This window comes from Devosia ginsengisoli (assembly GCF_024707105.1).
Taxonomy (GTDB): Bacteria; Pseudomonadota; Alphaproteobacteria; order Rhizobiales; family Devosiaceae; genus Devosia; species Devosia ginsengisoli_A.
Genome location: NZ_JANQAJ010000006.1, coordinates 726,039 through 742,084 on the forward strand (window position 1 = coordinate 726,039; position 16,046 = coordinate 742,084).

Below are 16,046 nucleotides of genomic sequence, written 5' to 3' on the forward strand. Positions count from 1 at the left end.
TTGGTCTGTTCGCGTTTTCGAACGCAAAACCGTGGGCACTTTTGCTGAAAACGCTTTGGGCCCGCCACTTGTGAGCCGCCCGGCTTGGCCTTACATAGGCGGGCAGTGCAACCACCCGAGAGCGCCATGATCGCCCTGCTGCAAACCCTGTCGATGATCCTGACCCTGGTCTGGTGGGTCTTTCTCATCATGATCATCATGAGCTGGCTGATCAGCTTCAACGTGATCAATACGCGCAATCAGTTCGTTGCCGGGCTGTGGCGGGTGGTCAATTCCATCACCGATCCGATCCTGCGGCCGATCCGTCGGGTGATTCCGCCGATCAACGGGCTCGACCTGTCGCCGATCATCGTCTTCGTCATCATCTTCTTCCTGCAATCCTTCATCGCCAACGACCTGCCGCGCATGCTGCTGAGCTGATTGGCGGTGGCGGGACAGCCCTATCGGCTCGGCCCCACGGGGCTGAGCCTGTTTGTCCGCGTCACCCCCAATGCCGGGCGCGATGCTATCGAGGGCATCGAAATCCGCGATGACGGAAGCTGCGTGCTGCGCATCCGCGTCAAGGCGGTGCCCGACAAGGGCAAGGCCAATGCGGCGGCGGTGGCGCTGCTGGCCAAGGCACTGGGCGTGCCGAAATCGGCCATATCAGTCGCGGCAGGCGACACCAGCCGGTTCAAGACACTGGCAGTCAGCGGCGATGGTGCCGTGCTGGCCGCGGGCGTCGATGCGCTCGGCTGAGCGCATTCAGCCGCCATTCAGCCCGTAGATGACAATCCTGACGACAGGACTATCGGTCCTGAACCGGAGGATTTGAAATGGAACGTCGTTTGCTGTGTGCCGCAGTCGCGGCCTTGACCATGCTCTCCCCATTGCCCGCCTTTGCCATGAAGGGGATCGACGCCGCGCGCGCCTGCGAGGCGCGCCCCGGCTGCAAGGTGATCTATGACAATAGCGGTGGCGACGTGATCGTCATCGTCGTCGATGGCTCGACGATCGTCTGCCCCACCCCGCAAGGCGAGTGCGAGGTCTGGACCCGGGTGGGCGGCGCCCGCCTGCCGCATGTCAATGTCGACAGCGTCATCGCCGATCCGGGCCGGACGCCGGGTGGCGGCAAGCCATCGGTCGCGCCCAGGCCCGGTGGCCTCACGATCACACGCTAGGTCCGACTGCGACAAAGCATCGCAATATCCATTGCTTAACCAAACAATCCCGTTAATCTCCTCCCCGGAAGGGGCTCTAGGAGGGCAGGCCGTGCGGGTTGGAGGACTGGCATCGGATCTTGCGTTGAGTCCCCGGAGGAAAATCTAGAGGGACTTCGAATGACTTTGGCACTCTGGCTGATCGTCCTGTGCGGCGCTCTGTCCATCGTCTATGGCGTGATCACCACCCAGCAACTGCTTGCCGCCGACAGCGGCTCGGCCCGCATGCAGGAAATCTCGGCGGCCGTAAGGGAAGGCGCATCGGCCTATCTCAAGCGGCAATATACCACGATCGGCATTGTCGGCGTGGTCATCCTGATCGCCGCCTTCTTCCTGCTCGGCATCTATGCCGCCATCGGCTTCCTGCTCGGCGCGGTGCTGTCTCGGCGCCGCCGGCTTCATCGGCATGAATGTGTCGGTGCGGGCCAATGTGCGCGTGGCCCAGGCCGCGGTCTCCTCGCTCGGCAAGGGGCTGGACCTGGCCTTCAAGTCGGGCGCGGTCACCGGCATGCTGGTGGCTGGCCTCGGCCTGCTCGGCGTCACGCTCTATTTCATCGTGCTGACCCAGATGCTGGGCTTCGAGCCCACCAGCCGCATCGTCATCGACGCGCTGGTGGCCCTCAGCTTCGGCGCCTCGCTGATCTCCATCTTCGCCCGTCTCGGCGGCGGCATCTTCACCAAGGGTGCCGATGTGGGCGGCGACATGGTGGGCAAGGTGGAAGCGGGCATTCCGGAAGACGATCCGCGCAACCCGGCCACCATTGCCGACAATGTGGGTGACAATGTCGGCGACTGCGCCGGCATGGCCGCCGACCTGTTCGAAACCTATGTGGTGACCATCGTCGCCACCATGGTGCTGGCCGCCATCATCCTGCCCGACGCTTTCAAGCTCATCGGCATGGTGCTGCCGCTGGCCATTGGCGGCGCCTGCGTGGTGACGTCGATCATCGGCACCTATTTCGTCAAGCTCGGTGCCGACAACAACATCATGGGCGCGCTCTACAAGGGCATCATCGCCACCGGCGTGCTGTCGCTGGTGGCTCTGCTCCCGGTCCTGTGGTTCGTCTTCGGCGATCTCAATGTCGCCATCGAGGCCTCCGACAAGACCTTCACCCCATGGGCCCTGTTCTGGTGCGGCGTGGCCGGCCTGGTCATTACCGGCCTCATCATCGTCATCACCGAATACTATACCGGCACGGGTCGTCGCCCGGTGAATTCCATCGCCGAAGCTTCGGTCACCGGCCATGGCACCAACGTCATCCAGGGCCTCGCCGTGTCGCTGGAATCGACGGCCCTGCCGGCGCTGGTCATCATCGCCGGCATCATCGTCACCTATAATCTTGCCGGTCTCTTCGGCATCGCCTTCGCCGTCGCGACCATGCTGGCCCTGGCCGGTATCGTGGTGGCGCTCGACGCCTTTGGCCCGGTCACCGACAATGCCGGCGGCATTGCCGAAATGGCCGGCCTCGACGCGGCCGTGCGGCACAATACCGACGCGCTCGACGCGGTCGGCAACACCACCAAGGCCGTCACCAAGGGCTATGCCATCGGTTCGGCGGGCCTGGGCGCCCTGGTGCTGTTCGCGGCCTATACGCAGGACCTGATCTACTTCTCGGGCCTGCCCGATGCTCCCGCCATCTTCCAGGGCGTGGGTCAGCTCACCTTCTCGCTGGCCGATCCCTATGTCGTGGTGGGCCTGCTGTTCGGTGGCCTCCTGCCCTTCCTGTTCGGCGGCATGAGCATGACCGCCGTGGGCCGCGCGGCCCAGTCGGTCGTGGTGGAAGTGCGCCGCCAGTTCAAGGAAAAGCCGGGCATCATGGCCGGCACCGAAAAGCCCGATTACGGCCGGGCCGTCGACATGCTGACCAAGGCGGCGATCAAGGAAATGATCGTGCCGAGCCTGCTCCCCGTGCTGTCGCCCATCGTGGTGTTCTTCGTGATCTACTGGATCGCGGGCGCCGCTGCCGGCTTCTCGGCTCTGGGCGCCATGCTGATGGGCGTCATCGTCACCGGCCTCTTCGTCGCCATTTCCATGACCGCCGGCGGCGGTGCCTGGGACAATGCCAAGAAGAGCTTCGAGGACGGCTTCACCGATAGCCACGGCGTCAAGCACCTCAAGGGTTCGGATGCCCACAAGGCCTCCGTCACCGGCGACACCGTCGGCGACCCCTACAAGGACACGGCCGGCCCGGCCGTCAACCCGATGATCAAGATCACCAATATCGTGGCCTTGCTGCTGCTCGCCGTGCTGGCGCATCTGGGGTGAGGCATCAGTCTGGACGAAAACTGTGGCGGCCGGGTCATTCCCGGCCGTCGTTTATTGAGCACGAGGACTGCGCCCCACCCACCGGGCGGCACCTCCCCCTTGATGGGGGAGGTTGGGAGGGGGTGACGAGAGCCACGATGTCGGGGCCAATCCCACCCCCACCCTTGATCCCTCCCCACAAGGGGGAGGGTGTCGACTGAGGCATCGAGGCTAAGACGGAGGAGTGCTCGTCCTTATGCCCAAGTCATCCCTGCCCAGAATTCTGCGCCAACAGCCGACACAGGCAGAAATCCGCTTCTGGCGCCTGATCTATTCCTTGAGGCAGCAGGGTTGGCACTTCCGCAAGCAGGCACCGATCGGACGCTATGTCGTTGACTTCGCCTGTCACAGCGCCAGGCTGGTGGTCGAGATTGATGGCGATAGTCACTATACGGACCGCGGCATCGCCCATGATGCGGTCCGGACGGCCTTCCTTGTCGGTGAAGGTTACCGCGTGCTGCGCTTTACCAACCTCGATGTGATGGACAATGAAGAGGCGGTATACGATGCCGTTGCGGCGGCGCTGGGTGCAAGCGGACCCACCGCCTAGACACCGTCATCGTGGCTCTCGTCACCCCCTCCCATCCTCCCCCCTTGATGGGGGAGGCAGGAGGGGGTGAGGCGCTCGACATCCTCGACTTATCCATCTTATCTCCGCCCCCAAAACCTTCCATCACCCCGCGCGGCGGCCTGCAGGCGAACAGTGGCGGTGGGGGCCGGGCGTGGCTCGCCGCCGCGCAGGTTCGAGCCCGGGCGGAAGCGTGTGCGCGACCCCCCGTACAGTTCCAAAAACCGGCGCCCCGAGACGGCTTCCGTCTCACTCTTAATTACTTAGAGGCGTCAGCCGTCTCGGGGTCCGCTCACCTGTAGAACCGGAGGCTGGAGAGCCGTCCGGCCGTCACCGTTGCAAAAAACTTCGCGGAAAAATGTCGAACTCCGCTCCCCCCGCTCGTCGCCCTGTCAGATGGCGGCCGGGAGGGTCGCCGGACACACGGGAGAATACCAATGCGTAAAGTGACTGCAGGCCTGTTCTACTCCATCGATGGCGTGGCCGAGGCCCCGGACCAGTTCCAGTTCGACAGCTTTGACGATGAGTTGGGCGCGCTGCTCGGCAGCGTCATGGTCGATGTCGATACGGTACTGCTGGGCCGCAAGGGCTATCAGGAATGGGCGGGCTATTGGCCCAATGCCGGCGAGGACATGGATTTCGCCGCCTATATCAACAATGTTCCCAAATTCGTCGCCTCGCGCACGCTGAAGCAGGGTGACCTGACCTGGCAGAATTCCACCCTGATCGAAGGCGATGTCGAAGCCTTCGTGCGCGATCTCAAGCAGCAGGCGGGCGGCACGATCGCCGCCATGGGCGGCCTGTCGCTGGTCAGCCAGCTCACGCTGGCCGGGCTGCTGGACGAATTGACCCTCATCGTCCACCCGGTCATTGCCGGCAAGGGCAAGCGCCTGTTCGAAGACGGCACCCCCACCACGCGACTGGAGCTTATCAACAGCCAGATCACCAGCAAGGGCAACGCCCTGCTGACCTATGGCAAGCGGGCGGACTGACGCCCTTCCCCTCTCCCCTTGCGGGAGAGGGACGACATTTCTGCGTTCAGCAGAAATGTCAGGGTGAGGGGTTCTGCGCTCGCCTATGCTTTGATGCTGGTGGACAGCGCAGACCCCTCATCCGCCCTTCGGGCACCTTCTCCCGCAAGGGGAGAAGGGAGATGGTGCGCGGCGTGGGCAAGTTACGACCCCAAATCCGCATCCTGCGCTTCCAGCACGGCGATGACGCGGCCGAGCAGGCTCAAAAATTGCCTGCGCTCTCCGACATCGAGCTGTTCCAGCGCCAGCGCGTTGATGGCGGTCACCACGCGCTCCACCGTCTCCACCTTGCCCAGCGCCAGCGGCGTCAGCGCGACCAGGGCGCTGCGTTTATCCCCGGGGTCCTGCCGCCGGTGTATCATGCCGTCGCGTTCCATGCGCTTGAGCGTGGCGGCCATGGTGGGCTGCTCCACCGCGGCGCGGCGGGTCAGTTCCTTCTGCGTCAGCGTGCCGCCATCGGCCAGGGCGAACAGCACCGGCATATAGGCCGGGGCGATGCCTGTTGGGGCGAGCTGCCGCTCCAGTTCGCGGCTGAACAGGCGCGCGGCCCAGTTGGCCATGTAGCCGGCGGAGGTTTCGCGGGTCAGGACCATTTACATAGCTTGCTATCTAAATACATAGTGTGCTATCTATAACCCCTCAACCAATGCCCCGCAAGGAGCCCGTCATGTCGCTCACCAGCAGTCCAACGCGCTATGGCAGCGTCGCCATCGCCATCCACTGGATCACGGCCATTGCCGTTCTCGGCATGCTGGCCAGCGGCCTCACCGCCGCCAATACGAGTGACGAGGCGGCCAAGCTCACCCTGCTGCGCGGCCATGCCGTCACCGGTGTGCTGATCGGGGTGCTGACCCTGTTGCGCATCGTGTGGTTTCTGGCCTTCGACCGGCGCCCTGCCGCTGCCGCCGGCCTGTCGCGCGGGCAGGTGCTGGCGTCCCGCTTCGTTCATTACGGGCTTTACGCCGTCATCCTCGTCATGGTCTCGAGCGGCATTGCCACGCTCATCCTCAGCGGCGGCGGCGCACAATTGGCCGGCGCGGCGCCGCTGCCCTTGCCCGATTTCACCCTGGCGCCGCCCTTCACGGTGCATGGGCTGCTGGCGCGGGCGCTGATCGTGCTGCTCATCGGCCATGTCGGAGCGGCTTTGTGGCACCAGTTCGTCAGGCGCGATCGTCTGCTGGCGCGGATGGGGCTGGGCTCATAGCGGCGAGCTTTTCGAAGGCCCGCTGCTGCGGTGGCTTGGCCAAAGCCGCGGCGATGGCGTCGATGCAGCCATCCGGGGTCATCGTGCCGGTATCGACCACGAGGTCGTAAATGCCCGGCACATGTACCGCTTCCTGCCAGCGGCGCACCGGCTCGGGCACGCCCTCGCCCGCCGCATAGAAGCCGCCCTGCGGATCGGCATTGCGGCGGCGCATGATGGTTTCGATGGGACAGAGCACCCCCACGAACAGCACATCGAGCCCCGCCATGCGCTGGGCGCAACGCGGCAGGATGCCGAGCGGGGTCGAATAGAAGTCATGATGGCCGAGGTCGGCAACCACGTCAAAACCCTGCCTGGCATGAGCGGCAATAGCGTCATACAGCGCCAGGTAGAGCCGCATCACATCGGGCTCCAGTTCGGGCATTTCCCCGCCCGGCCGCAAACCTATCCCCGGCTTCAGCGCTTCGGGTAGACTCGCATTCTGGGCATCGACGCCCAGATTGATCCAGTGGCCGGGCAATCGCGCCTGCATGGCCTTGGCAATGGAGGATTTGCCGGAGCGGGGAGCGCCGTTGAGGATGACGATACGACCGGTCATGGCACGCGGATCGCTGTCATATTCTGTCCGTTCTGGTGCAGCATCAGGCTTGGCGCGGCGCCCTCCACCGGATCGGCAAAGGTGATCTGGGCATCGACGACACGGAAGAAGAAGCGCCGTTCGCTTTCCGGGAAGATTTCAAAACGCTCCTGCCCGGTCAACTGGGCAAAGAGCCGGTCATCTTCGGTGGTGATGGCGATGGTAACGCCGGGCGCCAGCAGATACTGGCCGGCATAATCGGGCAGGATGGAAAGATCGATTTCGGCGACTTCCCGCGGCTTTGGCTGGGGCCGCAACGGCAAAGTGGAATCCAGCAGATGCAGGCCGATATCCTCGATGCCGGCTTCGGTGACCATGCTGGACAGCACTACGACGCCATTGCCGGTCTTGCGGTCATAGCCGGCAAAGCTGCGATAGCCGCCGGTAATGCCATTGTGCCAGGCGATGTCGCGCCCGCCTTCGGTGAGGTTGAACCAGCCCAGGCCGATGACTTCACCCGCCCCGCCGGTGGGTCTCGTGCGGTCCAGCATGATGGCGAAGGCCGGTGTGAGCGGGCTTTCCACGGCGCCGCTGGCGGCGGCGATGAATTTGGCGAGGTCGGTGGTATTGGTGACCAGCGCGCCCACAGGGGCAAAGGCCTCCATGTCCCAGTTGGGCACTGGCTCGCCCGCCGCGTCGTGGCCCTGCGCCATGCCGGCAATGGTGCCGGGCGCGGTGGCAAGGCTGGTTTCGGTCATGCCGAGGGGATCGAAAATCTGTTCCTGCAGCAATTCGGCATAGGGCTTGCCGCTCACATGTTCGATGGCCTGGGCCAAGAGGGCGATGCCGACATTGGAATATTCGAATTGGGTGCCGATAGCGCGCGGCAGCTCATAGCTGGCAATCCAGGCCATGAGCTCGTCGGCGCCATAGCCCGAATAGGGATTGGCGGCGCCCTTGGCGATCAGGGCCTCCGGCAGGCCGGAAAAGCCGGCACTGTGGGTGGCGAGATCGAAGGCGGTGATGACCTTGCCATCGCGCTCGGGCAGCACGGTGCCCTCGGGCAGATAGTCGGTCAGCGGTGCGTCGAGATCGATCTGCCCATCGACCACCAGTTGTGCCAGCAGCAGGTTGGTCATGAGCTTGGTGATCGAGCCGGCCTCGAACAAGGTGTGCTCATCGACCGGCGTCGGATCGTCCTTCGACAGCGTGCCATGCGAGATGAAGCGCGACACGCCACCTTCGATCACCGCCACCGCGATTGCCACATTGGCTTGGTCGCGGGTGATGCGGTCGGCCAGGATCTGCTCGATCGCGGCGTCAGGCGGCATGGTGGCCTCCTGCGCCATGAGGGGCGTGGCGAGCAGGGCCACGGTGGCGAGGGCGGCAAAGGCGCGTTGCATCGGAGCCTCCGGATTGTGCATGGACCGCGTACCGGCATGCACAATCCATGCGGCAGGGATGAGGCCGGCTTACTTGGCGGTCTTGGCCAGTTCGATGGAATCGAGGATCACCTTCTTGGCGTCCTCATAGCCGCCGACATGGCTGATCTTGGCCCATTTGCCGGGCTCGAGATCCTTGTAGTGGGTGAAGAAGTGCTTCACGCGCTCCACCTGGATGGCCTGCATGTCGGCGATATCCTTGATCTCGTCATACATGCGGGTCAGCTTCGGCACCGGCAGAGCGAGGATCTTTTCGTCCTGGCCGCCGTCGTCTTCCATGAACAGCACGCCGATCGGGCGGCAGCGGACGACTGCCCCCGGAACGAGGGGCCGCGAATTCATCATGATGACATCGAGCGGGTCGCCATCGCCGCACAGAGTGTGGGGCACGAAGCCGTAATTGCCCGGATAGCGCATCGGCGTATAGAGGAAGCGGTCGACGAACAGCGCGCCACTGGCCTTGTCGATTTCGTACTTGATCGGCTCGCCGCCCATGGGCACTTCGATGATGACATTGAGGTCGTCGGGCGGATTCTTGCCGGTCGGGATGGCGTCGATATTCATGATTCAGGTCTCATTCATCGGGGGAGGCGACAAAGTCGCGGACTTGTGCCCACAACAGGCCGCAAAGGCAAGCCAGTTTGGCGCAACCCTGCCTGTCCCTTCTTGCCCAGCGAGGAACGTGATGAAACAGATCCTGGCCGCCATGCTTGCAACTGCCGCCCTCGCCACGCCCGCACAGGCGGCGTTCAACAGCGCTTATACCGATCTCGACCTGGACGAATGCCTGGTGCTCGATGCCGATGATTTCGGGGCCAGTTGGGCCTGCCCCGGCTACAAGGGCTATCCGCTGATGGTCAGCGAAGGCGACCTGCGCTTTTCGCTGGCCTATGGCTTCAATATCGATCCGTCCGATCGCTGGCAGACGCTGCCGCCGTTCAACCGCCTGGGCGAAAGGCTCGAATGGCGGCTCAGCAACGATCTCGGCCGCTGGATGCCGATCGCTACGATCGTGCGTTATCACACCGCCGATCCGGAAACCGGCGAGGACAAGGGGCAGGTGCTGGTGGTGACGCAGCTGGTCGAGGGCAATATCTGCCACATCGCCTATATCGACGCCGTGGCTAATGAGAATGCCAACGAATTGGCGCGCGAGGCGGCCGATACATCGGGTGATTTCGATTGCGTCAATGACGAGGTGGAGATCATCGGCACGTTCGAGGCCTATTAGGCCTTTTCGGCCTTGCCGACCTGATTGCGCAATATGGTGCGGTCGCGGCTGGAGACGCCGATCAGTTCGGCAATGCGCCAGACCATATTGTCTTCCAGCTCGTGGTTCTGCTTGTCGGAAAACACCACCATCCACATCATGCGCACGATTTCGATGCGGTCTTCCATGTCGAGCTGGGTCAGGCCCGAAGTGAACTTGTAGAAGTCCACCGCCTCGGCATCGCGCAGGGCCGCCTCACGGACCAGCTTGTCCACGGCGGTTTCGTCCATGTCATAATGGTCGGCCAGCGCGGTCTTGATGGCATTGCGCTCCTCGTCCTTCATCTGCCCGTCCACGGCGGCCAGATGCACCAGCAGCACAGCCACGGCCAGTTTGGGGTCGTGGTTGGACAGCATGGCTTCTGGCTTGTTGAACAGGCGGGTAATGGCCTCGAACATGGCGCAAGCCTCCTTCGGGGAGCGGCAGGAGTGGCGAAAGGGTTTGCACGCCGGGAGGCAGGCAGGCGGCAGAATTAGCAGTCCGGCCTTGTGGCGTGAATGGGCGAGGCGCCAGGTCACGCGCTCTTGACCGTGCTTGATGCGGAAGCGCCACACCCGTTCCCGCGAAAAGGACTCGACTCCGCGGGGATTCGGAGTCTAAATGTTCCTGTTTTGTTCACATAAGGATTGGTGCGATGCCCGCACCCGACCTGCAACAGCGCCTTGCTGCGCTGCGGGAAACCATTGCCGATATCGAGCGCAAGCCGGCCCTGGCCGAAGCGCGGGTGCTGGTCGAACAGCAGGGCAGCGCCTTCCCGGTGCTGGCCGGCGGATTGCTGCAGGAAATATTCACCGACGAGCGGCGCAATGCCGGGGCACTGCTCGGCTTCGCCCTGGCGCAGGCCAAAGGCCTGCTGACCGCGCAAAGGCGGGCCGTCATCTATCTGCAACTGGCCGACGAGGCGCAGAAGCTGGGCCTGCCCTATGGGCCGGGTCTGCTGAGCTTCGGGCTCGATCCCGATGCGCTGGTGCTGGTGCGGGCAGCCAATATGGGCGAGCTGCTCTGGGCGGTCGAGGAAGCCATTGCCTGTCGGGCGGTGGCAGGTGTGGTGGCCGATATCGGCAGCCACTCCAAGCTGCTCGATTTCACCGCCAGCCGGCGCCTCAGCCTGCGCGCTGCCGCCACGGGCGGCTCGATCTTCATGCTGCGCTACGGGCAGGGGCGGGCGGCGAGCGCGGCGCATCTGCGCTGGCGCCTCATGCCCATCCACAGTGCCCGTTCGCGCTACGACGCCAAGGCGCCGGGGCCGCTGCGCTGGCGGGCGGAACTGGAAAAGGGCGCCCTCATCAGGAACCAGACCGAATTTGTGCTGGGTTGGACGGAAAATGGATTCACAACACTCCCTGCTCAGCGCCGCCATGCAAACCGGCTCGCCGGGCGCGCGGCGCTTCCTCGTACTGTTCCTGCCGCATTGGCCGACGGATTATCTCAAACGGCGTGATCCGCAGCTTGGGGGGCCGCTGGTGCTCTACGAACCCGTCAAGGGCGGGTTGCGGCTGGCTGAAGTCGATGCCGAAGCCATGCGGCTGGGGCTCAGCGCCGGGCAGAACCTGGCCGATGCGCGGGCCATGGTGCCTGGACTGACCGTGCGCGAAATGGATCGTCCACAGCTCGAAGCGGCTTTTGCCGATTTTGCCGACTGGCATTCCAATGCCAGCCCGCTGGTGGCTGTCATGAACGAGGTCAGCGGCTTCGGCAACCTGGTGCTCGACATTACCGGGGTGGCGCATCTGTTTGGCGGCGAGCGACCCATGCTGCGTCTGTTGCTGACGCGATTGCGCGACCTCGGTTATACCGTGGCCGGCGCCATTGCCCCCACCATCGGGGCGGCCTGGGGCATCAGCCATTTTGCCCGCAGCCAGGTGGTCGAGGCGGGTGATCTCGAAAACATTCTCGATGCGCTGCCGGTTCATGCCCTGCGACTGACGCCGGTCCAGATCGCGGGCCTGACGCAGATGGGGCTCAAGACAATCGGCCAGCTCCGCCCACGGCCGCGCAAGCCGTTGCAGGCGCGGTTCGGCCTGTCGCTGCTGACCCGGCTCGACCAGGCCTATGGCATGGTCGAGGAGCGGATGACGCCGCGCCTGCCGCCGGCCGAACGCTATGCCGAGCGGCGCTTCGCCGATCCGATCGGGCTGATGGATGACGTGCTGATGACCTGCCACGACCTGGCCATCCAGCTCGCGATAAGGCTGGAGGCCGAGGGGCAGGGCGGACAGGCCTTTCATCTCTTCCTCTATCGCGTCGACCACAAGGTCATGACCTTGTCGGTCAATTCGGCACGGCTGACGCGCGATCCCCAGCATATTACCAAGCTGTTCGCCAACCGCTCCGAGCGATTGGAAGGCGAATACCATGCCGGCTTCGGCATCGACATGATCCGGCTGGCGGTCAGCTCGGTTTCCGAACTCGATGCGGTGCAGCTTGGCGCCTTCTCGCATCAGGGCGTGGCCGAGGATCTCGACCAGCTCAGTGACCGGATGAGCAGCCGGCTCGGCACGATGGCTGTGCTGAAAACGCAATTGGTGGCCAGCCATATCCCCGAACAGGCAGCGCGGTTGGTGCCGGCGCTGGCGGCCAATGATGCGTTGCGCGATGCCGGTTGGCCCGTGCCGCCGCGGCCGCTACGGCTGCTGCCCATGCCGGAACGGGTGGCCATCAATGCCGAAGTGCCCGACGGGCTGCCTGCTTCGATGATCTGGCGGCGCGACAGCTACAAGATCGAAAAGGCCTCCGGCCCCGAGCGGCTGGGCGCGGAATGGTGGCGCAGCGGCCAGCGGTTGCAACTGGTGCCGCCCCGGCCGCCGAAAAAGGGCGAAACCCCGCCCTATATTCCCAATCTGCCGCAATTCGATCCCGAGGCCGGCACGCGCGACTATTTCGTGGTCGAGGACGCAACCGGTCGCCGCTTCTGGATTTTCCGGCAGGGTTTCCATCGGGCGGGCGAGCCGGCGGTCTGGTACCTGCATGGATTTTTCGCATGAGCCAGGTCGTTGCCTTCGAGCCAAGAGCAGGTTCCCGGCCCCCGGCGGGCCAACCTGCTGCCGACTATGCCGAGCTGGTTTCGACCACCAATTTCTCCTTCCTGCGCGGCGGCTCGCATCCGGAGGAAATGGTCTCGGCCGCCATCCATCTAGGGCTCACCGCTTTCGGGGTGACCGACCGCAACAGCTTTGCCGGGGTGGTGCGCGGCTATGTGGTGGCGCGCGACCGGGACAAGGTCCGCTTTCCCGATTTCCGCTACCTGGTCGGGGTGCGCCTCGTCTTTGCCGATGGTACGCCCGATATCATCGCCTATCCTACCGACCGGGTGGCCTATGGGCGGCTGTGCAAGCTGCTCACCGTGGGCAATCAGCGCGGCGAAAAGGGCAAGCCGCTGCTCTATTTCCCGGATCTTTTCGGTACGGGCAATCCGGCTTCAGACAGCGAGCAGGGACCGCCGGAAAACTATGCGCAGGGCCAGCTCTTCATCCTCATGCCCGATGAGAGCGATTGGGGCCTGACGGCAAGGACGCTCGATACATTGGCGCGCCAGGTGCCCGGCCGCGTCTGGCTGGCCGGCACGCCGCGTTTCGATGGGCAGGATCGGGCCCGCCTCAACCGGGTGGCCGAACTGGCCCGGGTGCACCGCGTCCGGATGATTGCGACCAATGATGTGCTCTATCACGAGCCCGACCGCCGCATGGTGCAGGATGTGGTGACCTGCATCCGCGAGCATCTGACGCTGGAAAGTGCCGGCTGGCGCCTCGCCGCCAATGCCGAGCGGCACCTCAAGCCACCGGGTGAAATGGCCCGCCTGTTCCGCGACCATCCCGATGCCCTGGCCGAAACCGGGCGCTTCATCGCCCGCGTGGATTTTTCGCTCGGCCAGCTCAAATACAATTATCCCGAGGAAACCATCGGCAATGGCGAAACCGCCCAGCAGACGCTGGAACGGCTGACCTGGGAAGGGGCGGCGAAGCGGTTTCCCGAGGGGGTGCCTGACAGCATCAAGCGCTCGATCTGGAGTGAGCTCTGCCTCATCGCCTACAAGGGCTATGCCGCCTACTTCCTGACGGTGCACGACATCGTCCGCTTCGCCCGCGATGAGCGCAACATCCTGTGCCAGGGCCGCGGATCGGCGGCCAATTCCACCGTCTGCTATTGCCTCGAAATTACTGCGGTCGATCCACGCAAGGCCAAGCTGGTGTTTGGCCGCTTCATTTCGACCGAGCGTGACGAGCCGCCCGATATCGATGTCGATTTCGAGCATGAGCGGCGTGAGGAAGTGATGCAGTATGTCTATGCCAAATATGGCGGCAAGCGCACCGGACTGACCGCCAATGTCATTTCCTATCGCTCCAAGAGCGCCATGCGCGAGACCGCCAAGGCCTTCGGCATTTCCGACGATGTGATCAATGCCTTCAACCAGTTGAACTGGGGTTGGGGGTCGAGCGTCGAGCTGGGCAAGGTCCGCTCGATCGGGCTCGATCCTGACGATCCGGTGCTGGCGCAGATGTTCGAAGTCATCAAGGTCCTCAAGGGCTTTCCGCGCCATCTCAGCCAGCATGTCGGCGGCTTCGTCATCACCCGAGATTCGCTGGAAAGCCTGGTGCCCATCGGCAAGTCGGCCATGGATAATCGCAATATCATCGAGTGGAACAAGGACGATATCGACGCTCTGGCCATTCTCAAGGTCGATGTGCTGGCTTTGGGCATGCTCACCTGTCTGCAGCGGGCCTTTGGCCTGATGAAGGAGCATTATGGGCGGGAGGTGGAACTGGCTGAGCTGCAGAATGAAGAATTCAACCATCCAGACAGGGCAAAGCCCGTCTATGAGATGACCCATCGGGCAGACACGATCGGCGTGTTCCAGATCGAAAGCCGGGCGCAGATGTCGATGCTGCCGCGGTTGAAGCCGGTCGAATTCTACGATCTCGTCATCGAGGTTGCCATCGTGCGGCCGGGGCCGATCCAGGGCGGCATGGTGCATCCCTATCTCAAGCGCCGGCAGGGCATCGAGCAGGTTTCCTATCCCAGCAAGGCACTGGAAGAGGTGCTCAAGCGCACGCTGGGCGTGCCGCTGTTCCAGGAACAGGCCATGCAGATCGCCATTGTAGGCGCCGGTTTTTCAGCCGGCCGGGCCGATCAATTGCGCCGTGCCATGGCCGCCTGGAAACGCACCGGCCAGATCGAGCAGTTCGAGACCGATTTTCTCGCCGGCATGGCGAAGAATGGCTACAAGCCCGAATTCGCCCGCAGCGCCTTCGACCAGATCAAGGGCTTTGCCGAATATGGCTTTCCCGAAAGCCATGCGGCTTCCTTTGCGCTGCTGGTCTATGCCTCGTGCTGGCTCAAATGCCATTATCCCGATGTCTTTGCCTGCGCGCTGCTCAATTCCCAGCCCATGGGTTTTTATGCTGCCAGCCAGCTGGTGCGCGATGCGGTCGAGCATGGGGTCGAGGTCCGGCCGCCCGACATCAATCGGTCGGATCATGACAGCACGCTGGAGGATACGAAATGGCGCGCCAGTGACCATGTCTGGGAGCGCCATGCCCCCATGCGCGAGGTCATCTGGTCGAAAAAGGCATTGCGGCTGGGCCTGCGGGAAGTCGAAGGCCTGGCCAAGAAGGATATCGAGCGGATCGTGGAACTGCGTGGGGAAGGCTATACGTCCATCCGCGACCTGTGGCTGCGCACGGGGGTGCCCATTGCCAGCCTCGAAAAGCTCGCCCGGGCCGATGCCTTTGCCGAGCTGGGGCTCAACCGGCGCGAGGCGCTCTGGGCGGTCAAGGGCTTGATGGGCACGCATGGGGCCGAGGTGCTGCCGCTCTTTGCCGCCACGCAACCGGCACTGCCCGCGCCGGCGGAAGAGAAGACCAACCTGCCGCTGATGCAACTGGGTGAAGAGGTGATCCACGATTATGCGACGCTGTCGCTGTCGCTTAAAGGCCACCCGGTGCAGTTCCTGCGGCCCATGCTGGACAAGCGGGGCACGATAAAAGCGGCGGACCTGGGCAAAGTGGAGCCCGGACACCGGATCGAGGTTGCCGGGCTGGTGCTGGTGCGCCAGCGTCCGGGCACGGCAAGCGGAGTGATCTTCGCCACGCTGGAGGACGAGACGGGCATTGCCAATATCGTCATCTGGCCAAAGCTCTTCGAGAAAGACGAGATGCGCCGGACGCTGCTGGCGAGCCGCCTGCTGGCCGTGCATGGCAAATTGCAGAAGGAGGGCCTCGTGATCCATATCATTGCCGAGGACATGGTCGATCTCACCCCACAATTGCTCGATATCAGCAATGGCCGGGATATCGAAGAGATCGCTCCGCCCCGCAACGGAGGCCATGACCGCAATACCCAGCGCGAAGTTGAAATGGCCCGGCGACGAGCCTATGCGGCGCTGCCCGGCGGTCGCAATTTCCACTGAGGCCAGAGCCTTCGTTTGTCGCGTTTCCGAACCGCAAAACCGTT

The 16,046-nt window shown here is 63.9% G+C and carries 15 protein-coding genes and 1 pseudogene; 11 read left to right on the top strand and 5 right to left on the bottom strand.

The window, feature by feature from the left end; all coding sequences use genetic code 11:
• The first annotated feature begins 126 nt into the window (after positions 1 to 126).
• The 6 genes and pseudogenes from NVV79_RS07395 to NVV79_RS07420 all read left to right on the top strand — a co-directional run bounded on the left by NVV79_RS07395 (position 127) and on the right by NVV79_RS07420 (position 5,064).
• A complete protein-coding gene (locus NVV79_RS07395; protein WP_146290932.1) occupies positions 127 to 420 on the top strand; it encodes a YggT family protein in 294 nt (97 codons plus the stop codon).
• Between the two features lie 6 nt (positions 421 to 426).
• The gene (locus NVV79_RS07400) at positions 427 to 738 is read left to right on the top strand and encodes a DUF167 family protein (RefSeq protein WP_303987664.1); all 312 of its coding nucleotides are present in this window, start codon (positions 427 to 429) and stop codon (positions 736 to 738) included.
• 77 nt (positions 739 to 815) lie between these two features.
• Complete coding sequence (locus NVV79_RS07405) at positions 816 to 1,160, top strand: hypothetical protein (protein ID WP_303987666.1); 345 nt, start codon at positions 816 to 818, stop codon at positions 1,158 to 1,160.
• 159 nt (positions 1,161 to 1,319) lie between these two features.
• Positions 1,320 to 3,465 (top strand): annotated as a pseudogene (locus NVV79_RS07410) (sodium-translocating pyrophosphatase).
• Positions 3,466 to 3,700: 235 nt separating this feature from the next.
• Positions 3,701 to 4,054 (top strand): endonuclease domain-containing protein, encoded by a 354-nt coding sequence (locus tag NVV79_RS07415; protein WP_303987668.1) that lies wholly within the window; start codon positions 3,701 to 3,703, stop codon positions 4,052 to 4,054.
• 455 nt (positions 4,055 to 4,509) lie between these two features.
• Positions 4,510 to 5,064, top strand: a complete 555-nt coding sequence (locus NVV79_RS07420; protein ID WP_303987669.1) for a dihydrofolate reductase family protein — start codon at positions 4,510 to 4,512, stop codon at positions 5,062 to 5,064.
• A gap of 182 nt (positions 5,065 to 5,246) precedes the next feature.
• Here NVV79_RS07420 and NVV79_RS07425 read toward each other — a convergent pair whose 3' ends face one another.
• Positions 5,247 to 5,696, bottom strand: coding sequence for a MarR family winged helix-turn-helix transcriptional regulator (locus tag NVV79_RS07425; RefSeq protein WP_303987671.1), 450 nt, complete (start codon positions 5,694 to 5,696; stop codon positions 5,247 to 5,249).
• A 74-nt stretch (positions 5,697 to 5,770) separates the two neighbouring features.
• Between NVV79_RS07425 and NVV79_RS07430 the strand changes: the two genes are divergently transcribed.
• Entirely contained in the window at positions 5,771 to 6,307 is a 537-nt protein-coding gene (locus tag NVV79_RS07430) for a cytochrome b (RefSeq protein ID WP_303987673.1), read from the top strand.
• Here the strand turns inward: NVV79_RS07430 and NVV79_RS07435 are convergent.
• From NVV79_RS07435 to ppa, 3 genes are all read right to left on the bottom strand, one after another.
• Complete coding sequence (locus NVV79_RS07435) at positions 6,264 to 6,905, bottom strand: chloramphenicol phosphotransferase CPT family protein (RefSeq protein WP_303987675.1); 642 nt, start codon at positions 6,903 to 6,905, stop codon at positions 6,264 to 6,266. The genes NVV79_RS07430 and NVV79_RS07435 overlap by 44 nt on opposite strands.
• The gene (locus NVV79_RS07440) at positions 6,902 to 8,287 is read right to left on the bottom strand and encodes a serine hydrolase (RefSeq protein ID WP_303987676.1); all 1,386 of its coding nucleotides are present in this window, start codon (positions 8,285 to 8,287) and stop codon (positions 6,902 to 6,904) included. The genes NVV79_RS07435 and NVV79_RS07440 overlap by 4 nt, the downstream gene beginning before the upstream one ends.
• A 69-nt stretch (positions 8,288 to 8,356) precedes the next feature.
• Positions 8,357 to 8,890, bottom strand: a complete 534-nt coding sequence (gene ppa, locus NVV79_RS07445; RefSeq protein WP_303987678.1) for an inorganic diphosphatase — start codon at positions 8,888 to 8,890, stop codon at positions 8,357 to 8,359.
• Positions 8,891 to 9,011: 121 nt separating this feature from the next.
• Between ppa and NVV79_RS07450 the strand changes: the two genes are divergently transcribed.
• Complete coding sequence (locus NVV79_RS07450; protein WP_303987679.1) at positions 9,012 to 9,557, top strand: hypothetical protein; 546 nt, start codon at positions 9,012 to 9,014, stop codon at positions 9,555 to 9,557.
• Here NVV79_RS07450 and NVV79_RS07455 read toward each other — a convergent pair.
• Positions 9,554 to 9,994 (bottom strand): TerB family tellurite resistance protein, encoded by a 441-nt coding sequence (locus NVV79_RS07455; RefSeq protein WP_303987680.1) that lies wholly within the window; start codon positions 9,992 to 9,994, stop codon positions 9,554 to 9,556. The two genes, NVV79_RS07450 and NVV79_RS07455, sit on opposite strands and share 4 nt — an antisense overlap.
• A gap of 236 nt (positions 9,995 to 10,230) precedes the next feature.
• Here NVV79_RS07455 and NVV79_RS07460 point away from each other — a divergent pair, with 236 nt between their 5' ends.
• The 3 genes from NVV79_RS07460 to NVV79_RS07470 are packed head-to-tail and all read left to right on the top strand — an operon-like array spanning position 10,231 to position 16,002.
• The gene (locus NVV79_RS07460) at positions 10,231 to 11,037 is read left to right on the top strand and encodes an ImuA family protein (RefSeq protein ID WP_303987682.1); all 807 of its coding nucleotides are present in this window, start codon (positions 10,231 to 10,233) and stop codon (positions 11,035 to 11,037) included.
• Complete coding sequence (locus NVV79_RS07465; protein WP_303987684.1) at positions 10,922 to 12,580, top strand: DNA polymerase Y family protein; 1,659 nt, start codon at positions 10,922 to 10,924, stop codon at positions 12,578 to 12,580. Before NVV79_RS07460 ends, NVV79_RS07465 begins: the two co-directional genes overlap by 116 nt.
• Positions 12,577 to 16,002 (top strand): error-prone DNA polymerase, encoded by a 3,426-nt coding sequence (locus NVV79_RS07470; protein ID WP_303987686.1) that lies wholly within the window; start codon positions 12,577 to 12,579, stop codon positions 16,000 to 16,002. Before NVV79_RS07465 ends, NVV79_RS07470 begins: the two co-directional genes overlap by 4 nt.
• The last annotated feature ends 44 nt before the right edge of the window (positions 16,003 to 16,046 follow it).